Origin of the sequence: Actinomadura decatromicini, assembly GCF_008121305.1 — a bacterium.
Lineage (GTDB): Bacteria > Actinomycetota > Actinomycetes > Streptosporangiales > Streptosporangiaceae > Spirillospora > Spirillospora syzygii.
Genome location: NZ_VSRQ01000013.1, coordinates 111,338 through 129,581, shown reverse-complemented (window position 1 = coordinate 129,581; position 18,244 = coordinate 111,338). Strand labels below are relative to the sequence as shown.

The 18,244-nt window shown below is 70.5% G+C and carries 19 protein-coding genes; 12 read left to right on the top strand and 7 right to left on the bottom strand.

All coding sequences use genetic code 11. The annotated features are described in order from the left end of the window. Positions 1-153 precede the first annotated feature (153 nt). From FXF68_RS40205 to FXF68_RS40170, 7 genes are read left to right on the top strand one after another with little or no spacing between them, the layout of a single operon-like run. A complete protein-coding gene (locus tag FXF68_RS40205) occupies positions 154-1,065 on the top strand; it encodes a carbon-nitrogen hydrolase family protein (RefSeq protein ID WP_281292270.1) in 912 nt (303 codons plus the stop codon). Continuing rightward, positions 1,040-2,131 (top strand): C45 family autoproteolytic acyltransferase/hydrolase, encoded by a 1,092-nt coding sequence (locus tag FXF68_RS40195; protein WP_148768074.1) that lies wholly within the window; start codon positions 1,040-1,042, stop codon positions 2,129-2,131. The genes FXF68_RS40205 and FXF68_RS40195 overlap by 26 nt, the downstream gene beginning before the upstream one ends. Positions 2,132-2,156: 25 nt before the next feature. Next, on the top strand, positions 2,157-3,041 hold the full coding sequence (locus tag FXF68_RS40190; protein ID WP_222870327.1) for an alpha/beta hydrolase family protein: 885 nt from the start codon (positions 2,157-2,159) through the stop codon (positions 3,039-3,041). Continuing rightward, positions 3,038-3,871, top strand: a complete 834-nt coding sequence (locus FXF68_RS40185; protein ID WP_148768073.1) for an ABC transporter ATP-binding protein — start codon at positions 3,038-3,040, stop codon at positions 3,869-3,871. Before FXF68_RS40190 ends, FXF68_RS40185 begins: the two co-directional genes overlap by 4 nt. Continuing rightward, positions 3,868-4,863: an ABC transporter substrate-binding protein gene (locus FXF68_RS40180; protein WP_148768072.1), complete on the top strand. Its 996-nt coding sequence runs from the start codon at positions 3,868-3,870 to the stop codon at positions 4,861-4,863. The genes FXF68_RS40185 and FXF68_RS40180 overlap by 4 nt, the downstream gene beginning before the upstream one ends. Continuing rightward, on the top strand, positions 4,860-6,881 hold the full coding sequence (locus FXF68_RS40175) for an iron ABC transporter permease (protein WP_187438361.1): 2,022 nt from the start codon (positions 4,860-4,862) through the stop codon (positions 6,879-6,881). Before FXF68_RS40180 ends, FXF68_RS40175 begins: the two co-directional genes overlap by 4 nt. Next, positions 6,878-7,564, top strand: coding sequence for an IucA/IucC family C-terminal-domain containing protein (locus tag FXF68_RS40170; RefSeq protein WP_148768070.1), 687 nt, complete (start codon positions 6,878-6,880; stop codon positions 7,562-7,564). Before FXF68_RS40175 ends, FXF68_RS40170 begins: the two co-directional genes overlap by 4 nt. A 70-nt stretch (positions 7,565-7,634) precedes the next feature. Here the strand turns inward: FXF68_RS40170 and FXF68_RS40165 are convergent, their stop codons facing one another. Then, the gene (locus tag FXF68_RS40165) at positions 7,635-8,357 is read right to left on the bottom strand and encodes a VIT1/CCC1 transporter family protein (RefSeq protein WP_148768069.1); all 723 of its coding nucleotides are present in this window, start codon (positions 8,355-8,357) and stop codon (positions 7,635-7,637) included. A 158-nt stretch (positions 8,358-8,515) separates the two neighbouring features. Between FXF68_RS40165 and FXF68_RS40160 the strand changes: the two genes are divergently transcribed. Together FXF68_RS40160 and FXF68_RS40155 are read left to right on the top strand one after the other, a co-directional pair. Further along, positions 8,516-9,982 (top strand): aminobutyraldehyde dehydrogenase, encoded by a 1,467-nt coding sequence (locus FXF68_RS40160; protein ID WP_148768068.1) that lies wholly within the window; start codon positions 8,516-8,518, stop codon positions 9,980-9,982. 71 nt (positions 9,983-10,053) lie between these two features. Next, entirely contained in the window at positions 10,054-10,638 is a 585-nt protein-coding gene (locus FXF68_RS40155) for a Chromate resistance protein ChrB (protein WP_148768067.1), read from the top strand. A 21-nt stretch (positions 10,639-10,659) separates the two neighbouring features. On the opposite strand, the gene FXF68_RS40150 is transcribed toward FXF68_RS40155, so the two are convergent. Both FXF68_RS40150 and FXF68_RS40145 read right to left on the bottom strand, forming a co-directional pair. Then, entirely contained in the window at positions 10,660-10,887 is a 228-nt protein-coding gene (locus tag FXF68_RS40150) for a hypothetical protein (RefSeq protein ID WP_148768066.1), read from the bottom strand. Beyond that, positions 10,884-11,756, bottom strand: coding sequence for a COG4280 domain-containing protein (locus tag FXF68_RS40145; RefSeq protein ID WP_222870326.1), 873 nt, complete (start codon positions 11,754-11,756; stop codon positions 10,884-10,886). Before FXF68_RS40145 ends, FXF68_RS40150 begins: the two co-directional genes overlap by 4 nt. A 575-nt stretch (positions 11,757-12,331) precedes the next feature. On the opposite strand from FXF68_RS40145, the gene FXF68_RS40140 reads away from it, so the two are divergent. From FXF68_RS40140 to FXF68_RS40130, 3 genes are all read left to right on the top strand, one after another. Continuing rightward, entirely contained in the window at positions 12,332-12,763 is a 432-nt protein-coding gene (locus FXF68_RS40140) for a hypothetical protein (protein WP_148768065.1), read from the top strand. A gap of 234 nt (positions 12,764-12,997) precedes the next feature. Continuing rightward, positions 12,998-13,393, top strand: coding sequence for an MGH1-like glycoside hydrolase domain-containing protein (locus FXF68_RS40135; RefSeq protein WP_148768064.1), 396 nt, complete (start codon positions 12,998-13,000; stop codon positions 13,391-13,393). Between the two features lie 291 nt (positions 13,394-13,684). Beyond that, positions 13,685-14,401, top strand: a complete 717-nt coding sequence (locus FXF68_RS40130) for a hypothetical protein (protein WP_148768063.1) — start codon at positions 13,685-13,687, stop codon at positions 14,399-14,401. Between the two features lie 272 nt (positions 14,402-14,673). Here FXF68_RS40130 and FXF68_RS40125 read toward each other — a convergent pair whose 3' ends face one another. The 4 genes from FXF68_RS40125 to FXF68_RS40110 form a co-directional block, all read right to left on the bottom strand. Next, complete coding sequence (locus FXF68_RS40125; RefSeq protein ID WP_281292269.1) at positions 14,674-15,108, bottom strand: RidA family protein; 435 nt, start codon at positions 15,106-15,108, stop codon at positions 14,674-14,676. Between the two features lie 18 nt (positions 15,109-15,126). Beyond that, positions 15,127-15,870, bottom strand: a complete 744-nt coding sequence (locus FXF68_RS40120) for an SDR family oxidoreductase (protein WP_148768061.1) — start codon at positions 15,868-15,870, stop codon at positions 15,127-15,129. 67 nt (positions 15,871-15,937) lie between these two features. Continuing rightward, the gene (locus FXF68_RS40115; RefSeq protein WP_148768060.1) at positions 15,938-17,422 is read right to left on the bottom strand and encodes an aldehyde dehydrogenase; all 1,485 of its coding nucleotides are present in this window, start codon (positions 17,420-17,422) and stop codon (positions 15,938-15,940) included. Continuing rightward, the gene (locus tag FXF68_RS40110; RefSeq protein WP_148768059.1) at positions 17,419-18,243 is read right to left on the bottom strand and encodes an alpha/beta fold hydrolase; all 825 of its coding nucleotides are present in this window, start codon (positions 18,241-18,243) and stop codon (positions 17,419-17,421) included. Before FXF68_RS40110 ends, FXF68_RS40115 begins: the two co-directional genes overlap by 4 nt. Position 18,244 lies beyond the last annotated feature (1 nt).

The following is an 18,244-nucleotide window of genomic DNA, read 5'->3' as shown; positions in this document are numbered from 1 at the left end:
GTGCCAGCAAACTTCCAGCTAGCAGCATCTTGACGCCGGGTTCGCGGCCATGTTTGTTTATGCGTTCAAAGAACTCCGAACGAAGGGGCCCGCGGTGCGGCACGTGCAGGACCTGATATCGGCGAGAGGCCGGGGCCGGTGAGACTGCTGTCTGTGGCGGCGCTTCAAGCCGCTCCCGAACCGGGCGACCCGAAGGCGACGCTCGAACGCTTCGAGGCGCGCGTCCGGCAGATTCGCAGGACGTGGCCGGGCGTCCAGCTCGTCGTGGCACCGGAGCAGTACCTGTCGGCGCCCCCTCCGCTGCTGGAGGAGACCGAGGAGGCGGTGCTGGGCTCCGCCGTGGACGTGCCCGGCCCGTTGACACGGCGGCTCGGCGGGCTGGCGCGCGAGACCGGCCTCTGGCTCGTGCCCGGGACGGTCTACGAGCGGGCGGACGGGGGCGGCGTCCACAACACGGCGCTCGCGTTCAGCCCCGGCGGCGAGCTGGTGGCCGCCTACCGGAAGATCTTCCCGTGGCAGCCCGTCGAGCCGTCCCGGCCGGGGCGGACGTTCAGCTGCTTCGACATCCCCGGGCTCGTCCGGATCGGGCTCGCCATCTGCTACGACGGCGCGTTCCCCGAGGTCGGCCGCCAACTGGCGTGGATGGGGGCCGAGGTGGTCATCCAGCCGACGCTGACCTCGACGGTCGACCGCGAGGCCGAGATCGTGCTCAGCCGCGCCAACGCGATCGCCAACCAGTTCTACGTGGTCAACCTCAACAGCAGCGCCCCCGCCGGGGTCGGACGGAGCGTGATCGTGGACCCCGAGGGCACCGTCCGCGTCGAGACGGGCTCGTCCGACGTCGTGATCACCGACGTGCTCGACCTCGACGCGGTCACGCGCGTGCGCCGCCACGGCGCCTACGGGCTCAACCGCCTGTGGGAGCAGCTCTCCCGCCGGGGCCAGGACATCCCGCTGCCCGCCTACGGCGGGCGCTTCGTCCCGCCCCCGGTGGACGACGGCGCGCGGACGCCCGAGCCGGTCGAGGAGGTGGACCGCGATGGCGACGGACTCGCACGCCGCTGACCCCGCGCCGCCCCGGCACCGGTTCCACGGCGGCCACCGCGACCTCGGCCGCGCGCACGGCGAGGAGTGCCGCGACCTCGTCGTCGAGCACCTCGCGCGGGCCCGTACCCGGATGGCGGCCCTCGGCGTGGACCCCGCGGACGCCACCATGGCCGCGGTCGAGTACGCCCCCTACGTGAAGCGGCACGCGCTCGGGCTCCACGAGGAGATCACGGGCGTCGCCGAAGGCGCGGGGATCGGGCTGGAGGACGCGTACCTCCTGCAGCTCCGGGCCGAGGTGGCCGACCTGTTCGAGCGGCGCCGGTCCGCCTCGGAGTGCTCGACGTTCGTGGCGACGGCCGGGGCGACGGCCGGAGACGGGTCGTTCATCGCGCAGAACATCGACCTGCCGAACGACTACCGGGGGCTCGGCGTCGTGCTGGAGCTGCACGCCCCCGGGGAGCCCGCCGTCCTGCAGTACACCCCGGCGGGACAGGTCTCCTACGTCGGGATCAACGACCGGGGGCTCGGCGTTTTCGCCAACTTCCTGTCGTGCGACGGCTGGCGGCGCGGCTTCCCCCGCTACCTGCTCTCCCGCGCGGCGCTCGGGCAGGACGACGTCCCGGCCGCGACGGCGGTGCTGCGGACGATCCCGCGCGCGTCGTCCCGCAACCTGATCATGCTGGATGCCGCCCACCGCGCCGTGAGCTTCGAGAACACGGTCGAGCGCGACATGTGCCTGGAGCCGGACCGCGGGATACTGACCCACACCAACCACTACATCGCCGACGCCCTCACCGAGGCCGAGACCGCCACCCCCGACGACCTGGAGAACTCCCGGACCCGCCTGAAGCGGCTCCGGGAGCTGCTCGACCGGGACCGCGGCTGCCTCGACCTCGACCGGCTCATCGCGGTCGCCCGCGACCGTTCGCTGCCGCACGCGCTCTCGCGCCTCCCGGGCGAACCGCCCGACCCCCACCTCAGCACCGTCGCATCCGTCATCGCCGAACCGTCGGCCGGACGGATGCACATCGCGCCGGGTCCTCCGTCGCACTCCACGTATCGCACCTACGCCTTCGCCAAATGAGAAGTGAGCAGGAAGGTAGGGACGCATGACCGATCCCGAGCGCACCGTGACGAACCCCCGGCAGGATCGGGTACACCTCACGCACTACCACTTCGGGCACACGGCGATCTTCTCCGCGCGCGTCGACCAGCGGTGCTCGTGGTGCGCCTACATCCCGTCCTCGTACGAGCGTGACGGCGACCGCGCCTATCCGCTCGCCGTCGTGCTGCACGGCACCGAGCGCGACGTCCTCGGCTACCGCGACCAGTTCGCCGCCTGGGGCGAGGAGAACGACTGCATCGTGCTCTCACCGCTGCTGCCCGCGGGCATTCCGGGACAGCGCGACCTGCACAACTACCACTGGGTGCGCTACAAGGGCATCCGGTTCGACCACATCCTGCTCGGGATCGTCGACGAGGCGCGCGACCTCTACCGCGTCGACGGCGACCGCTTCCTCCTGCACGGCTTCTCAGGCGGCGGCCACTTCACGCACCGGTTCCTCTACCTGCACCCCCGGCGCCTGCTCGGCGCGTCGATCGGCGCCCCGGGCGTCGTCACCCTCCTGGACCCGGACCGCCCCTGGTGGGTCGGCATCGGGGGCGTGGAACACGAGTTCGGTCAGGGAGTCGACATCGAGGCCGTCCGCCAGGTGCCCGTCCAGATGGTGGTCGGCGACCAGGACCTCGACGAATGGGAGATCACGCTCGACCCCGGCGACTCCATGTGGCAGGAGGGCATCAACGACACCGGCCGCACCCGCCCGGAACGCCTGCGATCCCTGCGCGACAGCTTCGCGGGGCACGGCGCCGCCCCGCGCTTCGACCTCGTCGAGGGCGCGGTCCACGACGGGTTCCAGGTGCTTGAGCCGGTGAAGGAGTTCTTCGGCGAAGTGCTCGCGGCCCACCGCAAGAACCCGGAGGAGGCGGCATGAACCGAGGCGGGAAGACCGAGCACGCGCTAGAAGGCCGCGGCCTCGCCGTCGAGTACGACGGTTCGCGCGCCATCGACGGACTCGACATCGCGATCCGCGCGGGCGCCGTGACGACCCTGGTCGGGCCGAACGGCTCGGGAAAGAGCACGGCCCTCAACACCCTGGCGAGGATTCTCAAGCCCGCCGACGGGTCCGTCCACCTCAACGGGCGCGACATCGCCCACCAGCCCACCCGGGAGATCGCGCTGCAGATGGCCCTGCTGCCGCAGACGGTCGCGATCCCCGCGTCGGTGACCGTCCGGGAGATCGTCGGGTACGGGCGCTACCCGCATCAGGGCCTGCTCGGCTCGGCGTCGCGGGAGGACCGCCAGGCCGTCGAGTGGGCCCTCGGCGCGACGGGACTGACCCGGCTGGCCGAGCGCGCCGTCGACTCCCTCTCCGGCGGGGAGCGGCAGCGCGCGTGGATCGCGATGGCGCTCGCCCAGCGGACGTCGGTGCTGCTGCTCGACGAGCCGACGACGTTCCTCGACATCCGCTACCAGTTCGAGACGCTGTCGCTCGTCCGCGAGCTGAACCGGCGGCACGGCCTGACGGTCTGCATGGTGCTGCACGACCTCAACCAGGCCGCCGAGTTCAGCGACCACCTGATCATGCTGCGGCGCGGCTCCGTCGTGGCGCAGGGCGCACCCCGGCTCGTCATGACCCCGGAGAACGTCAAGGCCGCCTTCGAGTTGGACGCCCACATCCTCAAGCACCCGGTGTCCACGGCGCCGCTGTGCATCCCCATCATCCCCACGGCCGCCGTCCTGGAGGAGGCTCCGTCGAAATGAACCCGACACCATGGCGCACGATCGGCGCCTGTACGGCTTTGACCCTGTCGCTCGCCCTCGCGGGCTGCGGCGACGACGAATCGGGCGTGCGGCCGGGGGCGGCCGCGACCGGCGGTCCGGTGACGATCCGGCACGCGGCCGGCACGACGAAGCTGGACAGGCCCGCGGTCCGCGTCGCGTCGCTGGAATGGGAGTTCACCGAGGAGCTCCTCGCGATCGGCGTCGCGCCGGTCGGCGCGACCGACATCAAGCAGTACAAGACCTACGTCGGCGTGCGGAACGAGGCACTCGCCAAAACACGTGATCTTGGAACGCGCCAGGAGCCGAATCTGGAGGCCATCGCCTCGCTGCACCCCGATCTGATCGTGGGCGACCTCGAACGCCACAAGAGCATCTACTCGAAGCTCTCCCAGATCGCCCCGACGACCCTCCACTCGCAGTACAAGGACAAGGCGTCCGACCCGGAGGAACCGCTCGCGAGGATGAGCCGGGCGGTCCGCGACCTCGGCAAGGCGACCGGGCACGACGCGCAGAGCGAGACGGTCCTCAAGCACATGGACCAGACGTTCGCCGATGCGGCGAAGCGGATCCAGACGGCCGGCAAGGCCGGGACGCCGTACCTGCTGGCGCAGGGCTTCACCGACCAGGGCGCGCCGCTGCTGTGGATATTCCTCGGCGACTCGTGGCCCGGGGGCGTCGCCGCCAAGGTCGGCCTCAAGCCGGGCTACACCGGCGAGTTCGACCGCTACGGGTTCAACCAGGTCGGCGTCGAGGGCCTGACGAAGGTGCCCGCCGGCACCTCGTTCTTCTACCAGGTGCAGCCGGACGACGACGTGATCGCCGGGAAGATCTCCACGAACGCCGCGTGGGCGTCGCTGCCGTTCGTCAAGGACGGTGCCGTCCACAAGCTGCGCCCCGACACCTGGTTCTACGGGGGGCCGCTCAGCGCCGAGCGCCTCGCCACCCAGGTGGCGGACGGGCTCGCGCGGTGAGCGTGGCACCCGCCCCGGGCCGTGTCGTCGGCGCCAGGCGTCTCGCCGTCCCGAAGCCCGCCCTCCTGTTCGGCCTCGGGCTGGCGCTGCTGGCCGCCGCGGCCGTCTGGAACCTCGTCGAGGGCGCCTCCGGGCTGTCCGTCCACGCCGTGCTCGGCGCCGTGTTCGCGCCGGACGGCGGCAGGGAGGACGTCCTCGTCCGGCAGATCCGACTGCCGCGCGTGGCCGCGGCCCTCATCGTCGGGGCCGGGCTCGGCGTGTCCGGCGCGCTGTTTCAGTCCGTCACCCGCAACCCGCTCGGGTCGCCCGACATCCTGGGCGTGAACGCCGGGGCCTTCCTCGCCGCGGTCCTTGCGGCGCTGTACCTGCCGAGCCTGCCCGGGGTCCCGACGATCGCGGTCGCGCTGGCGGGCGGCCTCGCGACCTCGGCGCTCGTCTACACCGTCGCCGCCAGCGTGCGCCCGACGCCGCTGCGGCTCGCGCTGTCGGGCGTGGCCGTGACACTGATGCTGGCGGCGGCGTCGGGCGGCCTGCAACTGTTGAACGACGTCGAGACCGCCGGGCTGTTCTTCTGGGGCCAGGGCACGATCGTCCAGGACGGCTGGGACGACGTCCAGCTCACCGGCCCGCTGACCGTGGCCGGGGTGGTCCTCGCGCTCGGGCTGTCCAGGCCGCTGGACGTCCTCTCGCTCGGCGACACGACCGCGCGCTCGCTCGGCCAGCGCGTCGGCCTGATCCGTCTGGTGTCGTGGATCGCGGCCGTCGCGCTCGGCTCGATCGCGGTGAGCCTCGCCGGCCCGATCGGGTTCGTCGGGCTGATGGCGCCGCACATCGTGCGGCTGAGCGGCCTGCGCCGGCACGTCCTGCTGCTGCCGGCCTCGGCGCTGTGGGGCGCGGTGATCGTGCTCGCGTCCGACGACATCGCGCGGCTGTTCGGCAACAACGTGCAGGAGGTCCCCGCGGGCGTCGTGACGGCCGTCCTCGGGCTGCCGTTCCTCGTCTGGCTGGCGCGCCGCTCGGTCGGCGGCCAGATCGACGAGTCGGCGACGGCGGACCGCACCCGCTCGCGGCGGCCCACCCGCCGGTACGGGGTCACCATCACGTTGGCGGCCGCCTCGCTCGCCGCCGTGGTGGCCGCGTCCCTGCTGATCGGAGACACGCCGCTGTCGGAGCTGAGCGACTTCGTCCTGTGGCACATGCGGGCGCCGCGCACGCTGGTGGCGCTGGCGGCGGGCGCGGCGCTGGCCGCGAGCGGCGTGATCCTCCAAGGGGTGCTGCGCAACCCGCTGGGTGAGCCCGCGCTCGTCGGCGTGATGCCAGGCGCGACGATCGGCGCGCTGAGCGTGCTGCTGGTGTTCCCGGCACTGCCGATCGCGCTGCTGCCGGTGGCGGCCTTCAGCGGCGGGGTGCTGCTGTTCGCCGTGGCCTACGCCTGCGCGTGGCAGTCCGGCGGGGTCGCGCCGGCGCGGCTGGCGCTCGTCGGCGTCGGGTTCTCCGCGGCCGGGACGGGCATCGTCAGCATGATCGTGATCGACTCGCAGCTCCAGCTCAGCCAGGCGCTCGTCTGGCTCACGGGCAGCACCTACGCGCGGTCGTGGACCGACCTGCTGCACCTGCTGCCCTGGATCGCGGTCCTGGTGCCGCTCGCCTGGGTCGGCGGCCGCCAGCTCGACCTTTTCCCGCTGGGAGACGCCGCGATGCGGGGCCTCGGCATGCGACTGGAGCGCGTCCGGCTCGGGCTGCTCGCCCTCGCGGTCGCGCTGGCGGCCACGGCTGTGGCGGTGGTCGGCGCGATGGCCTTCGTCGGCCTCGTGGCGCCGCACATCGCCCGGCTGCTGGGCGGCGGCCGGACGCGGCGGCTGCTCCCGCTCGCGGCGCTGATCGGCGCGATGGTCGTCGTGGCCGCGGACCTCGTGGGGCGCACGGCGCTGTCGCCGAAGGAGATTCCCTCCGGCGTCATCACGGCCCTGGTCGGCACGCCGTTCTTCATCTGGCTGCTCTGGAGGACCCGGCGATGACCCTGGACCCCTGGTTCGCCACGGAACCGGCCATGGCGGGCAACACTGCCGGCGCCGTGCCCGTCCGCGAGATCCTCGAAGGGGGCCCGGCGTTGGACCTGCTGGCCACGGCGGCGGGTCGCAGACACGGCACCGACGACCCGCTGCTTGGCGCCTCGTTCCTGCTCAAGGGCTACCTGTCGCGGCTGGCCTGCGCGGGGACGGCGGCACTCGCGCGGGACCGGCGGGCACCCGCGCTGACCCCGGGGAACCTGCTGATGACGTTCGACGGCGGGCGTCCCCAGGCGGTCCTGCTGCGGGTGGCCACGCCCGTCGGCGGCAGTGACCGGCGACTGGTCGCGCGCCTGCACGAGCAACTCGTCGAGCAGCACTGCCGCCCGCTGGTGGCCACGCTTCGGCGGCGTCTCGGCGCCGGGCCGGGTTGGCTGTGGAGCAACGCCGCCGCGGCCGTGGCGAGCGGCTGGGTCGAGACCGAGCGGATCGCCGACCCGGAACGGGTGCGGGCGCTCGCACGCGCTTTCCACAGCCTGCCGGGCTCACCGCTCGAAGGCCGGGGGACGCTGGCCGTCAAGAACGGCCGGCTCGCCTTTCAGCGGCACGCGTGCTGCCTTTACATCCGGGTGCCGGACGGGGAGCGCTGCGACGACTGCAATCTGCCGGGCCGGGGTTCCGGCCGTTCCTGAGGAAATGGCGCCGCCGAACAAAGGTGCCTGGTGGGCGTCGCCGCCCACCAGGCACCTGGAGAACTTCGGGCTAGGAGATCGTGACGTCCAGCAGACTGCCGATGCCGAAGGTGACGGCGGCGGCGGCGACTCCGAGGACGAGCTGCCGCACACCGCCCAGCCACCAGGGCCGCGCCGTCATCCGCGCGACCGCCGCGCCGAACCCGAACAGCGAGAGCAAGCTCACCACCAGCGCCACCACCAGGCCCGACGCTCCGAACAGGAACGGCGCGAGCGGCACCAGCGCGCCGAGGGCGAACGCGCAGAACGACGACCCGGCGGCGACGAACGGGGACGGCAGGTCGTCGGGGTCGACCCCCAACTCCTCGCGGACGTGTACGCGCAGTGCCTGCTCGGGGTCGGCCGACAGGCTCTCGGCCACCTGGCGCGCCAGGTCCTCGTCCAGGCCGCGGGTGCGGTACAGGGCGGTCAGTTCGTTTCGCTCGCCGTCCGGGTTGCGGCCGAGCTCGCGCCGCTCCACGGCGATCTCCGCGCGCATCAGCTCCGTCTGCGACCTCACCGACGTGTACTCGCCGGCCGCCATCGAGCAGGCGCCGGCGACCAGCCCGGCGACCCCGGCGAGCACGGCCGCGCGGCCGGTCCCCGACGCGCCCACGACGCCGGCGATCAGGGCGAAGTTGGAGACGAGACCGTCCATCGCGCCGAACACGGCGGGCCGCAGCCAGCCGCCGGTGACGTCGCGGTGGCTGTGATGGTGCTCAGGTGTATAGGGCACGGCAACGTCGATCGTCATGAATTCCTCCGTTTATAGAAGCCGAGTCGAAAATATAGAAATTCCACCCGGTCCGCAACGAAGGAATGCCTATCCTGAGCTGACGCACAACGAAGGCAAGGCTAACTTGACCTGGCGATACCAGATGCCCCTTAAGATCATTTTCCTGATGCGCAACAATGGCCCCACGGGGTAAGGAGAGAACATTGTCCGATCCGATTCGACGCTTGCGCAATTTCATCGGCGGCCGTCATGTCGACGCGGCCGACGGCCGGACGTCGGACGTCCTCAGCCCGGTCACCGGGGAGCCGTTCGCCGCGGCCCCGCTGTCGGGCCCCGCCGACGTGGACGCCGCCTTCGCCGCCGCGGCCGCCGCGTTCGAGGACGGCTGGCGGGACACGACGCCCGCGGAGCGGCAGCTCGCCCTGCACCGGATCGCCGACGCCGTCGAGGACCGCGCGGACGACCTCGTCGCGGCCGAGGTCGAGAACTGCGGGAAACCCGTCCGGCCGACCATGGACGAGGAGATCTTCCAGGTCCTGGACGCGCTGCGCTTCTTCGCCGGCGCCGCCCGCAACCTGGAGGGCCGGGCCGCCGGGGAGTACCTGGCCGGGCACACCTCCTGGGTCCGCCGGGAGCCGGTCGGCGTCGTCGGTCAGATCACTCCGTGGAACTACCCGATGGCGATGGCGGCCTGGAAGATCGGCCCCGCGCTGGCCGCGGGCGACACGATCGTCCTCAAGCCGTCGGACACCACGCCCGTGTCCACGCTGCTGCTCGCCGAGATCGCCGCGGAGTTCCTCCCCCCGGGCGTGTTCAACGTCGTCACCGGGGACCGCGACACCGGCCGCGCCCTGGTCCGGCACCCGGCCCCGCGGCTCATCTCGCTGACCGGCTCCACCCGGGCCGGCGTCGAGGTCGCTCGGGCCGGCGCAGAAGACCTCAAACGGCTCCATCTCGAACTCGGCGGCAAGGCGCCGGTCATCGTCTTCGACGACGCCGACGTGGAGCGGGCGGCCGAGGTCATCGCGGCGGCGGGCTACTTCAACGCCGGGCAGGACTGCACCGCAGCGACCCGCGTGCTGGCCTCCGCGTCCGTGCACGACGATCTGGCCGCCGCGCTCGCCGACCGGGCCGCGAAGACGGTCACCGCGCCCCCGGACGACCCGTCGGCGGACTACGGGCCGCTCAACAACGCCGCGCAGCTCGCCAGGGTCGGTGGCTTCGTCGACCGGATGCCGGGTCACGCGCGGCTGCTGGCGGGCGGCGGACGGGTCGGCGGCGCCGGCTATTTCTTCGCGCCCACCGTCGTCGCGGGGCTGCGGCAGGGCGACGAGATGGTGTCCGAGGAGATCTTCGGGCCGGTCATCACTGTCCAGCGGTTCGACGACGAGGACACCGCCGTCGCGTGGGCCAACGCCGTCGACTACGGGCTCGCGTCGAGCGTGTGGACGCGCGACCACGCGCGGGCGCTGCGGGTGTCCCGCAGGCTCGACTTCGGCTGCGTGTGGATCAACACCCACATCCCCCTCATCGCCGAGATGCCGCACGGGGGCTTCAAGCACTCCGGGTACGGCAAGGACCTCTCGATGTACAGCTTCGAGGAGTACACGCGGGTCAAACACGTGATGAGCCACCTCGGCTGAACCGCGCGCGGCGCCGCCGGGAGCAGCGCCGCGCCGGACCGGCGCTGGATCATTGCCGTTACCCTGAGGGCGTGTCCGACGAACCCGGCGTGCCCGCCGCCGACGATCCGAGCGGCGAGTCGTGGCTGATGCTGATCTACCGCGTGCCGAGCGACTCGTCGCGTGCCAGGGTGGCGGTCTGGCGTGAGCTGAAGCGGCTGGGCGGGCTGTACGTCCAGCAGGCGGTCTGCGTCCTGCCCGACCGGGACGGCCTGCGCGACCGGCTCCGCCAGACCCGCAAGCGCATCGACGAACTCGGCGGATCGAGCATCTTCCTCGTGCTGCGGGAGGTGGAGCCCGACGTGCGCGAACAGTTCATCGAGGGCTTCCGCGGCCAGTCGTCGAAGGAGTACGCGGAGATCATCGAGGAGTGCGAGACGAAGTTCTTCAAGGAGATCGAGTTCGAGCGCTACCGGGAGAACTACACCTTCGAGGAGGCCGAGGAGATCCGCCAGGACCTGGAGAAGCTCCGCCGGTGGCTCGCCCGGGTCGAGGAGCGCGACTGGATGTCGGCGGACGGCCGTGAGGCCGCCCGCGCCAGGGTCTCCGACTGTGAGCAACTCCTCGAAGAGTTCGAGGCGGACGTCTACGAGCGGACGGTCACCGACCCGTCCTGACGTCCGCTCACCGGACCGCGCTCACCGGTCATCGTTCGCAGGGGCACGGACGTCGATCGCCACGCTGACCACGAAGGCGGTCACGAAGGCCAGGCCGCTCAGCAGCGCCAGTGCCGTCTCGCCGAGCACCTCGAAGGACACCGCCGCCGCCAGCGCGGCGAGCGCGCCGACCACCGCGGCGGCGATCTTCCAGTCGTCGCCGATCACGAGGTCGTACCAGAACCGCCCGAAGGCCCGAACGAAGCTCATCGGGCGCCCTCCGTCGAGCCGGGCGCGAGGACCGAGCCGCCCGCCGCGGGGACGCGCAGCAGGCGGGCGAGCGTGTAGCAGGTCAGGAACCACACACCCAGCAGCCCGAGGATCGCCAGGTCACCGCCCGGCCATTCGAGGCTCTCCCCGCCGGCCCGGAAGGTCCCGCTGCCCTCTCCCACCCAGTACGTTCCAAACGAGGCAAGCAGCAGACCGACCCCGTATTTCAGCAGGTTCTCGTTGATCATCGACAGCGGGCGTCCGATCGCCGCCGCGACGGCGAGCACGACGAGCAGGGCCGCGCCGGCCCCGGCGGCCGCGCCCGGCACGTTGTGCGCGTTGACGCCGAACGTGATGACGATGAACACCACCTCGACGCCTTCGAGGAAGACGCCCTTGAAGGACACCATGAACGAGAACATGTCGATGCGTCCGACGCCGTGACCGGCCGCGAGCGCCGCCTCGACCTCTTCCCGGTAGATCTCCTCCTCGTCATGGATCTTCTTGCGGCCGGAGGAACGCAGGACGGCCTTGCGCAGCCACTGCAACCCGAAAATCAGCATGAGGGTTCCGACCACCAGTTGGAGTCCGGACTCAGGAACCCAGTCCCCGAAGCCGAGCCCCAGGACCGCCGTCACGACGGTCAGCACGCCCAGCGCGGCGGCCGTTCCGAGCAGGGCCGAACGCCAACTTCGGGTGAATCCCATCGCCATCACGATGGTGGCCGCCTCCACCGCCTCCACGAAGCAGGCGGCGAACGAGGCCGCGACGACGCCCCAGACCGCGGCGCTCATCGGGCCGCCGCCCTTCGCCCGCCCGCCGCGGCGGAGCGCCCTCCGGTCAGCGGGCGGCCGTCCGACCAGCCGCACGTCCTGCAGAACACCGCCATGCCACCGCCTAAGTGCTGATGTTTCGATGAAACGAATGTTTCATCGAGATGCACGTTACATCGCCGACCGGTCCTCGTCCACCGTCAGCTCGGACACCGTCACCGGGGGATGACGAGGTCATGCTCACGACGCCTGCTCCGGCGAAGACGCGGCGCGCCAGGAATGAGGAGTTGCGACCACTCCGGTCCACCCGACGAGCCGACCGGGCCAGGGTTGCGGCGCGGCGGTCCGATGCCGACTGGGCCCGGTGCGGGCAATCCGAGCGCGAGCCGGGGCGTACCGCTGTGCCCCTCAAGGGAGATCCGGCAGATTCCGACACGTCCGCCCCACCAGCCCAAGCTCCCGGCACACAGCACACGCCCGAACCGCGCGCCAGCTGACCCTCCCCCAAACCGTCACAACCTCACGCCGGAGGCTGACTTCTCAAACCAGTGGGATGCGACAGGCATACCTACAGAGAGTTGTCGTCAAATCACCTTTAGTGATGGCATGTGGATACTGCTCCCGACCCGGCGGGCAGTCCAGTACCGCCCCCACCTGCGAAGGATCCCGCCATGCCTCGAGTCCAGCGCGTCGTGTTCGCCCTGACCACCGGTGTCGCCGCCGCCACCATCGCGGCGACCTTGACGGCTCACCCCGCTGGGGCGGCCCCAGCGAAGACCGCTCCCGTCCAGGCCGCGGAGTGCGCGTCGCAGTACCCCCAATGGATCGGAACCTACGTCGGCACCCTGCACGAGAAGAAGTTCACCATCGTCATGCAGCCGGGCGAACAAGCCAGCTATGAACTGACGGGCGTGCAGAAGGGCACGATCAGCGCTCGGCTGGAGAAAGCCGGTGTCGATGCCTGGTGGATCCTGTTCGGTGGCAGCAGGCTGGACGTCGGCTTCTGGCCGTCCTGTTCCGGGGGAAAGGTCACCAAGTTCCAGGTGAAGACGGAGTTCGGAGTACGCGCTGACACCTGGGTGACGCGCCAGCAGTCCCAATGACCCGACCAGGGACGAGCCACTGACCCCGGATCAGCTCCGCCAAGCCCGCGCCCTGCCCACCCAGCCGCTGCGCCTGCACTACCGACCCCTCGGTTAGAGGCGAGATGGCCGCCCCTTCGGAGGAGGCGACGCCTTCGACCCCCGCCTTTTCTTCCGAGCCCGCGCGCGCGTGGTGGGTAGGGCGCTGCTGGCCGACCCCGCCCGCCCGCGGCCCGGTGCTGGTGCTGGTCCGATTTGGCCCGAGTTCCGGCGCGACCGTCGACCTCACCTCTGGTCGCCGCCTCGTCGACCGGGGCCCGAGGCATCGAAGGCGCGATCCCGCTGCGGGCCGGCGTCGCGACCCGGCCGCAGGCCGCCGCCATTTACGCCAAGCTGATCGTCCGGAACGAATTCGCCACCCACTATCCATTTCCTGCCGTTTCGAAGAACTCGCCGTTCTTCGCGCCGGAGGAATACTGGTGCGGCCCCGTCTGGCTTGACCGGGCGTACTTCTCCCTCAAGGGCCTGCAAGGGTACGGCTACAACGGCGACGCCACTGCACTCGCCGACCGTCTACGCAACTCGGCGACCGGCCTCCTCGACAACGGGCCGATCATGGAGAACTACACCCGCCGACAGGCTCGCCTCTGAACTCGACCAACTTCAGCTAGCCCGCGCCTTTCCTGCTGGAACTCAACTAACCGCCCGCCTCAGACCGGTCAGGGTGGCAGACATCTGTTACCAATCAAGGATGTACACACGCACTCACTGGCTTGGATGATGCGTTCTCCTAGCGAACTTCCGGAGGAACGCATGGCCCACAACTGGAGTTGCGCGGATGCCAGGCTCCCTGGTTGTGTATGCACTTGTGGCGGCGCGAGACATGGGTGCCAAGGGGCGTTCAGAATTGCAGATGGGTCCCTTGAGGATGTACAGAGGCATGTGAAGCAGCGAGAGAGCGAGTGGGACCTGAATGCGAGGTCGGCAAGGCTCACCCGCCGCCAGGCCGCGATCGGCTGCGCCAAAGCGGATGTCGTCCACTGGTTGCATCGTGACCGCAGGCTACTTGACTGCGCGAGGACGGCGCAGGAGCTGTCATTCGAGGACACCCCGGACGAACCAACGCAAGGAATGGTCTTGCGGCGGGTCGCCGATCACCTCGGCCCGCAACTCATGGCCGAGTTTCAGCAATGGGCTCGGAGAACACATTTCTGGTGTGAGTTGCTTGCACAGATGGCGTATGCGCTCGCGCAGTACGAAAAGGTCCGGGGCCGGATATTTCGCATGGTGGAGAATACTCTTCTGCAGCAGGACGAGCAGCCCGTGCCCGATGCGTTGCGCCACGCGGGAGCGATCGGATCCGCGGTCCAGTGGTCCTGGCGGTATGTGCTCGCAAGCGTCGTCGCGGCATCGGGCGCCGGGAGCCTTGCGACATTGCTGGCCGGCGGGGACGTGCAACGGCTCCTTTGGCCCATCCGGGTCATCGCGGTGCTGATGTGTCCGGACGCCGCGCGTCATGCGGCGGTCAGAGAACATTGCTGGGAGCCGATCGTCCGTCTTGCCCGAGCCGAGGTCCGGGACACCGTCCGCGAGCGACTCACCCGGGCCTTCGGGGAGGACCCGTGGTTCACGTCGCCGGATGCATCGGGATCGGCCTAGTACTGCCCAGAGCGCCAAAACGACGACAGCCTGCGCAGCCCCGTCCCCACACCATCATCACAAGTGCGCCCAGCCCCGATTCTTATCTGGAGCATTGACATTAATCGGCTGGGGCGGTTCATGCTGCCGCCGGCAGCGGCATGTCCCGCGGAGCCCCTGATCACCTCCCGCGGAACAAGCAGTGCTGCCTAGGTGCCGACATCAAGATGTCGAGCACTCCCGTTTTCCGCCTTACGGCTGGTTTCCCTTGCGCCCCTCCGCGCCAGGGCCTGTCAGCCTTGCGGGACCACGGCGATCGCGGAGACCTCGACCAGATACTCGGGGAGGCCCAGACCGGCGACGATGACCAAGGTGTTGGTCGGGTAATCCTCTCCTTCGAAGAAGCGGCGGCGCACCGCGGTGACCGGTTCGCGGTAGGCGCGGTCGGTGATGTAGGTGGTGGTGGCGACGATGTGGCCGGGTCCCCCGCCCGCCTCGGCGAGCACGGTGCGCAGGTTCTCATAGACTTGCCCGGCCTGTGCCTCGGGATCGGCCGGTCCGATCAGTCGGCCGGCCGCATCACGCGCGACCTGGCCGGCGATGAAGACCATGCCTCCATGCTGGACGCCGAGAGAGTAGGCGAATCGCGGCGCGTCGTGACCGTTCGGTCCGTAAGGTCGCAGCAGCCGCCGGCTCGAACGTGGATCGGAATGTTCCGGTGAGCTCACGGGATGTCTCCAGGAGACCTAGAATTCCTGCATCCGCGGCCGGATGACCAGTTCTGACACGTTGACCCTGCTCGGCTGGCCGACGGCGTACACCACTGCGGCGGCCACGTCCTCCGGCTGCAGGAATTCCATGTTCTGCTTCAGTGCCGCGATGCCGCCCTGGGCTTCCTTGTCGGTGATGTGGGTGGCCAGTTCGGTGTCCACGGCGCCTGGGATGATCACGGTGACGCCGATGCCGTCCTTGAGGAGTTCCAGGCGGACCGATTCCGAAAGGGCGGTGACGGCCGCCTTGGTGGCGGCGTAGACGCCGCCGAGCGGGCGGCTGCGGCGGGCCGCCGTGCTGGAGATGTTCACGATCGCGCCCGACCCTTGGGCCTTCATTACCGGAATGACGGCGTAGGTGGGGAAGAGCACGCCGTGCACATTGACGTCGGTCATCTGACGCCATTCGTCGGTGAGTCCGCGTTCGATTCGGCTGAGCAGCATCACGCCGGCGTTGTTGACGAGAACGTCGACACGCCCGTGGCGCTTTACGATGTCTTCGATCATCGTGGTGGCCTGGCCTTCGTCGGTGACGTCGCAGGTGTAGGTGTCGGCTGTGCCGCCGTCCTGGACGACTTCCTTGGCGACCGCGGCGAGCCGGTCCTCGCGCCGTCCGGTCACCACGACGGTGGCGCCTTGGGCGGCGAGCGCCTTCGCGGTGGCGTGGCCGATGCCGCTGGAGGCGCCGGTGATGACGGCGACCTTGCCGGTAAGGCTCATCGATTTCCTGCCTTCTTGGAGTGTTGTGGAGGGAGGTTCGCCGGTCAGACCCGCATGGCGAAGCCGGTCAGACCCGCATGGCGAAGGGGTCGCCGACGTCCTCGGAGAGGTCGGCCATCACGTTCTTGACGCGCAGGTAGTCGTGGAGCGAATCGAGGCCGCGCTCGCGGCCGAATCCGCTCTTCTTGTAGCCGCCGAACGGGGCCTGCGCCGCGTTGGTGCGGTAGGTGTTGATCCAGACCGTGCCCGCCCGGATCTCCCTTGCCACGCGCATCGCCCGCGACAGGCTGCGGGTCCACAGACCTGAGGCGAGGCCGTACTGGGTCGAGTTGGCGATGCGGATGGCCTCGTCCTCGCCGTCGAAGGGCATCACCGCCAGGACGGGGCCGAAGACCTCCTCGGACGCGACCTTCATGTCGCCGGTGACGTCGGCGAACACCGTCGGCTGCACGAAGTATCCGGTCGGCAGGTTCGGGTCGTCGGCAGGTCCGCCGCCGGTGAGCAGGCGTGCGCCGCCGGCCTTGGCGGCCGCGATGTAGTCGAGGATGGTGTCGTATTGGAGCTGGTTGGCGACCGGTCCCATTTCGGTTTCCGGGTCGAGGGGGTCGCCGAGGCGGATGGCGGCGGTGCGCTCCCCGAGCTGCTGAAGGACCGTCTCGTAGACGGGCCGCTCGACCAGCAGCCGCGAGCCGGCGATGCAGGTCTGCCCGGCGGCGCCGAAGATGCCGGCCAGTGCTCCGGGGATCGCGGCGTCGAGGTCGGCGTCCGCGAACACGATGTTCGGGGACTTGCCGCCGAGTTCGAGCGCTACGGCGACCAGGTTGTCCGCGGCCGCCCTGGCGACCAGGCGTCCGGTGCGCTGCCCACCGGTGAAGGAGATGAGATCGAGGTCGGGATGCGCGGTGAGTGCGGCTCCGACGCGTCCGTCGCCGGTGACGACGTTGATCACGCCGGGCGGGTAACCCGCCTCCTCGGCGAGCCGGGCGAGCTCCAGGGTGGTCGCCGACGCGTGCTCGGACGGTTTGATCACCACGGTGCAGCCCGCGGCGAGCGCGGGCGCGAGTTTGTTGGTCAGTAGCTGGATCGGGGAGTTCCAGGCGACGAGGAGCGCGGCGACGCCGGCGGGCTCGTGCAGGGTGAAGTCGAACAGATCGGCGTTGTCCAGGGGAATCGTCTGCCCGTAGAGCTTGTCGGCCTGCCCCGCTAGGAAGCGGTAGTTGCGGGCGGCGAAGCCCATCTGCCGCGTCGTCTCGCGGATCACCTTGCCGTTGTCGGTGGTCTCCAGCCTGGCCAGCCGCGGCGCCTCGGCCTCGATGAGGTCGGCGAGCCGCAGCATGAGCCTGGCGCGTTCCCCTCCGTTCGTCTTGCGCCAGGTGGTCTCGAACGCGGCTCGGGCACTGCGGACCGCGTGGTCCACATCGGCGTCGGACGCCTGCGGGATGCTGGCCCACGGCCTCTGGCGGTACGGATCGAGGGAGTCGAACCGTTCGCCGGTGGAGCCGTCGACCCACTTGCCGTCGATGAGCATCCGGTACGGATCGGTGTCGTTCATCGTGTGCTCTCCTCGGTCATGCTCGGCTCCAGGTGGTCGGCGGCGAAGCCCGGCCAGAGCTCGTCGACGGCGTCCATCAGGCGGTCGGGCGCTTCGACGTGCGGGAAGTGCCCGACGTCGGAGAGGCCGCGGAAGACGGCGGGGCCGCCGATCTGCTCGCAGGTACGGCGGCCGAGCTCCGGTGGGATGGACCAGTCGTCCAAGCCGTGAACGGCCAAGAGGGGCGTCGTCATCGTCGGCAGATCGCTTTGCAGGTCGGTTCGGGCGAACGCCTTGATGTCGCCCTGGACGACGTCGGGCGGGCACCGGAGGACGTCCCGGGAGATCTCGTCGACCCGCGCGGGGCTCGTGGTGGGACCGCAGATCAGCCGGAAGTTGACCTCCATCCAGTCGGTGGGGTTGATCGCCACGAGATCGAAGGCGTCTCCGCCCCAGGCGGCCGACGGGCACCCGGTGCCGTCCAGCATGATCACGGCGGCCACCGAGTCCGGCCGGGCGCGGGCGAGGCTGAGTCCGAGGCCGCCGGCGAACGAGTGGCCCATGAAGACGTACCGGCGGTGGCCGAGCGCGGCCATGAGACCGTCGACGTACGGGATGTGGTCCGCGTAGTGGTCGACGGCGGCGCCGTCGGGGCGGCGTGCGCTCTTGCCGTGGCCGGGCAGGTCAAGGGCGATGACGGAGAAGTGGTCGGTGAGGCGGTCGCTCACGTACTGCCACGACAGGGTGTCCTGGCCCGCCCCGTGCACCAGGGCCAGCGGCGGGCGGCCGGTGTCGAACCGCTCGTAGTACAGGCGGGTACCGCCGATGTCGAGGTACGGCATG

Coding starts and splice junctions, on each gene's coding strand:
- FXF68_RS40170 (WP_148768070.1), top strand. CDS start 6,878: ATGACCCTGGACCCCTGGTTCGCCACGGAACCGGCCATGGCGGGCAAC.
- FXF68_RS40195 (WP_148768074.1), top strand. CDS start 1,040: ATGGCGACGGACTCGCACGCCGCTGACCCCGCGCCGCCCCGGCACCGG.
- FXF68_RS40190 (WP_222870327.1), top strand. CDS start 2,157: ATGACCGATCCCGAGCGCACCGTGACGAACCCCCGGCAGGATCGGGTA.
- FXF68_RS40165 (WP_148768069.1), bottom strand. CDS start 8,357: ATGACGATCGACGTTGCCGTGCCCTATACACCTGAGCACCATCACAGC.
- FXF68_RS40150 (WP_148768066.1), bottom strand. CDS start 10,887: ATGAGCTTCGTTCGGGCCTTCGGGCGGTTCTGGTACGACCTCGTGATC.
- FXF68_RS40110 (WP_148768059.1), bottom strand. CDS start 18,243: ATGCCGTACCTCGACATCGGCGGTACCCGCCTGTACTACGAGCGGTTC.
- FXF68_RS40185 (WP_148768073.1), top strand. CDS start 3,038: ATGAACCGAGGCGGGAAGACCGAGCACGCGCTAGAAGGCCGCGGCCTC.
- FXF68_RS40115 (WP_148768060.1), bottom strand. CDS start 17,422: ATGAACGACACCGATCCGTACCGGATGCTCATCGACGGCAAGTGGGTC.
- FXF68_RS40160 (WP_148768068.1), top strand. CDS start 8,516: ATGGCCCCACGGGGTAAGGAGAGAACATTGTCCGATCCGATTCGACGC.
- FXF68_RS40120 (WP_148768061.1), bottom strand. CDS start 15,870: ATGAGCCTTACCGGCAAGGTCGCCGTCATCACCGGCGCCTCCAGCGGC.
- FXF68_RS40180 (WP_148768072.1), top strand. CDS start 3,868: ATGAACCCGACACCATGGCGCACGATCGGCGCCTGTACGGCTTTGACC.
- FXF68_RS40140 (WP_148768065.1), top strand. CDS start 12,332: ATGCCTCGAGTCCAGCGCGTCGTGTTCGCCCTGACCACCGGTGTCGCC.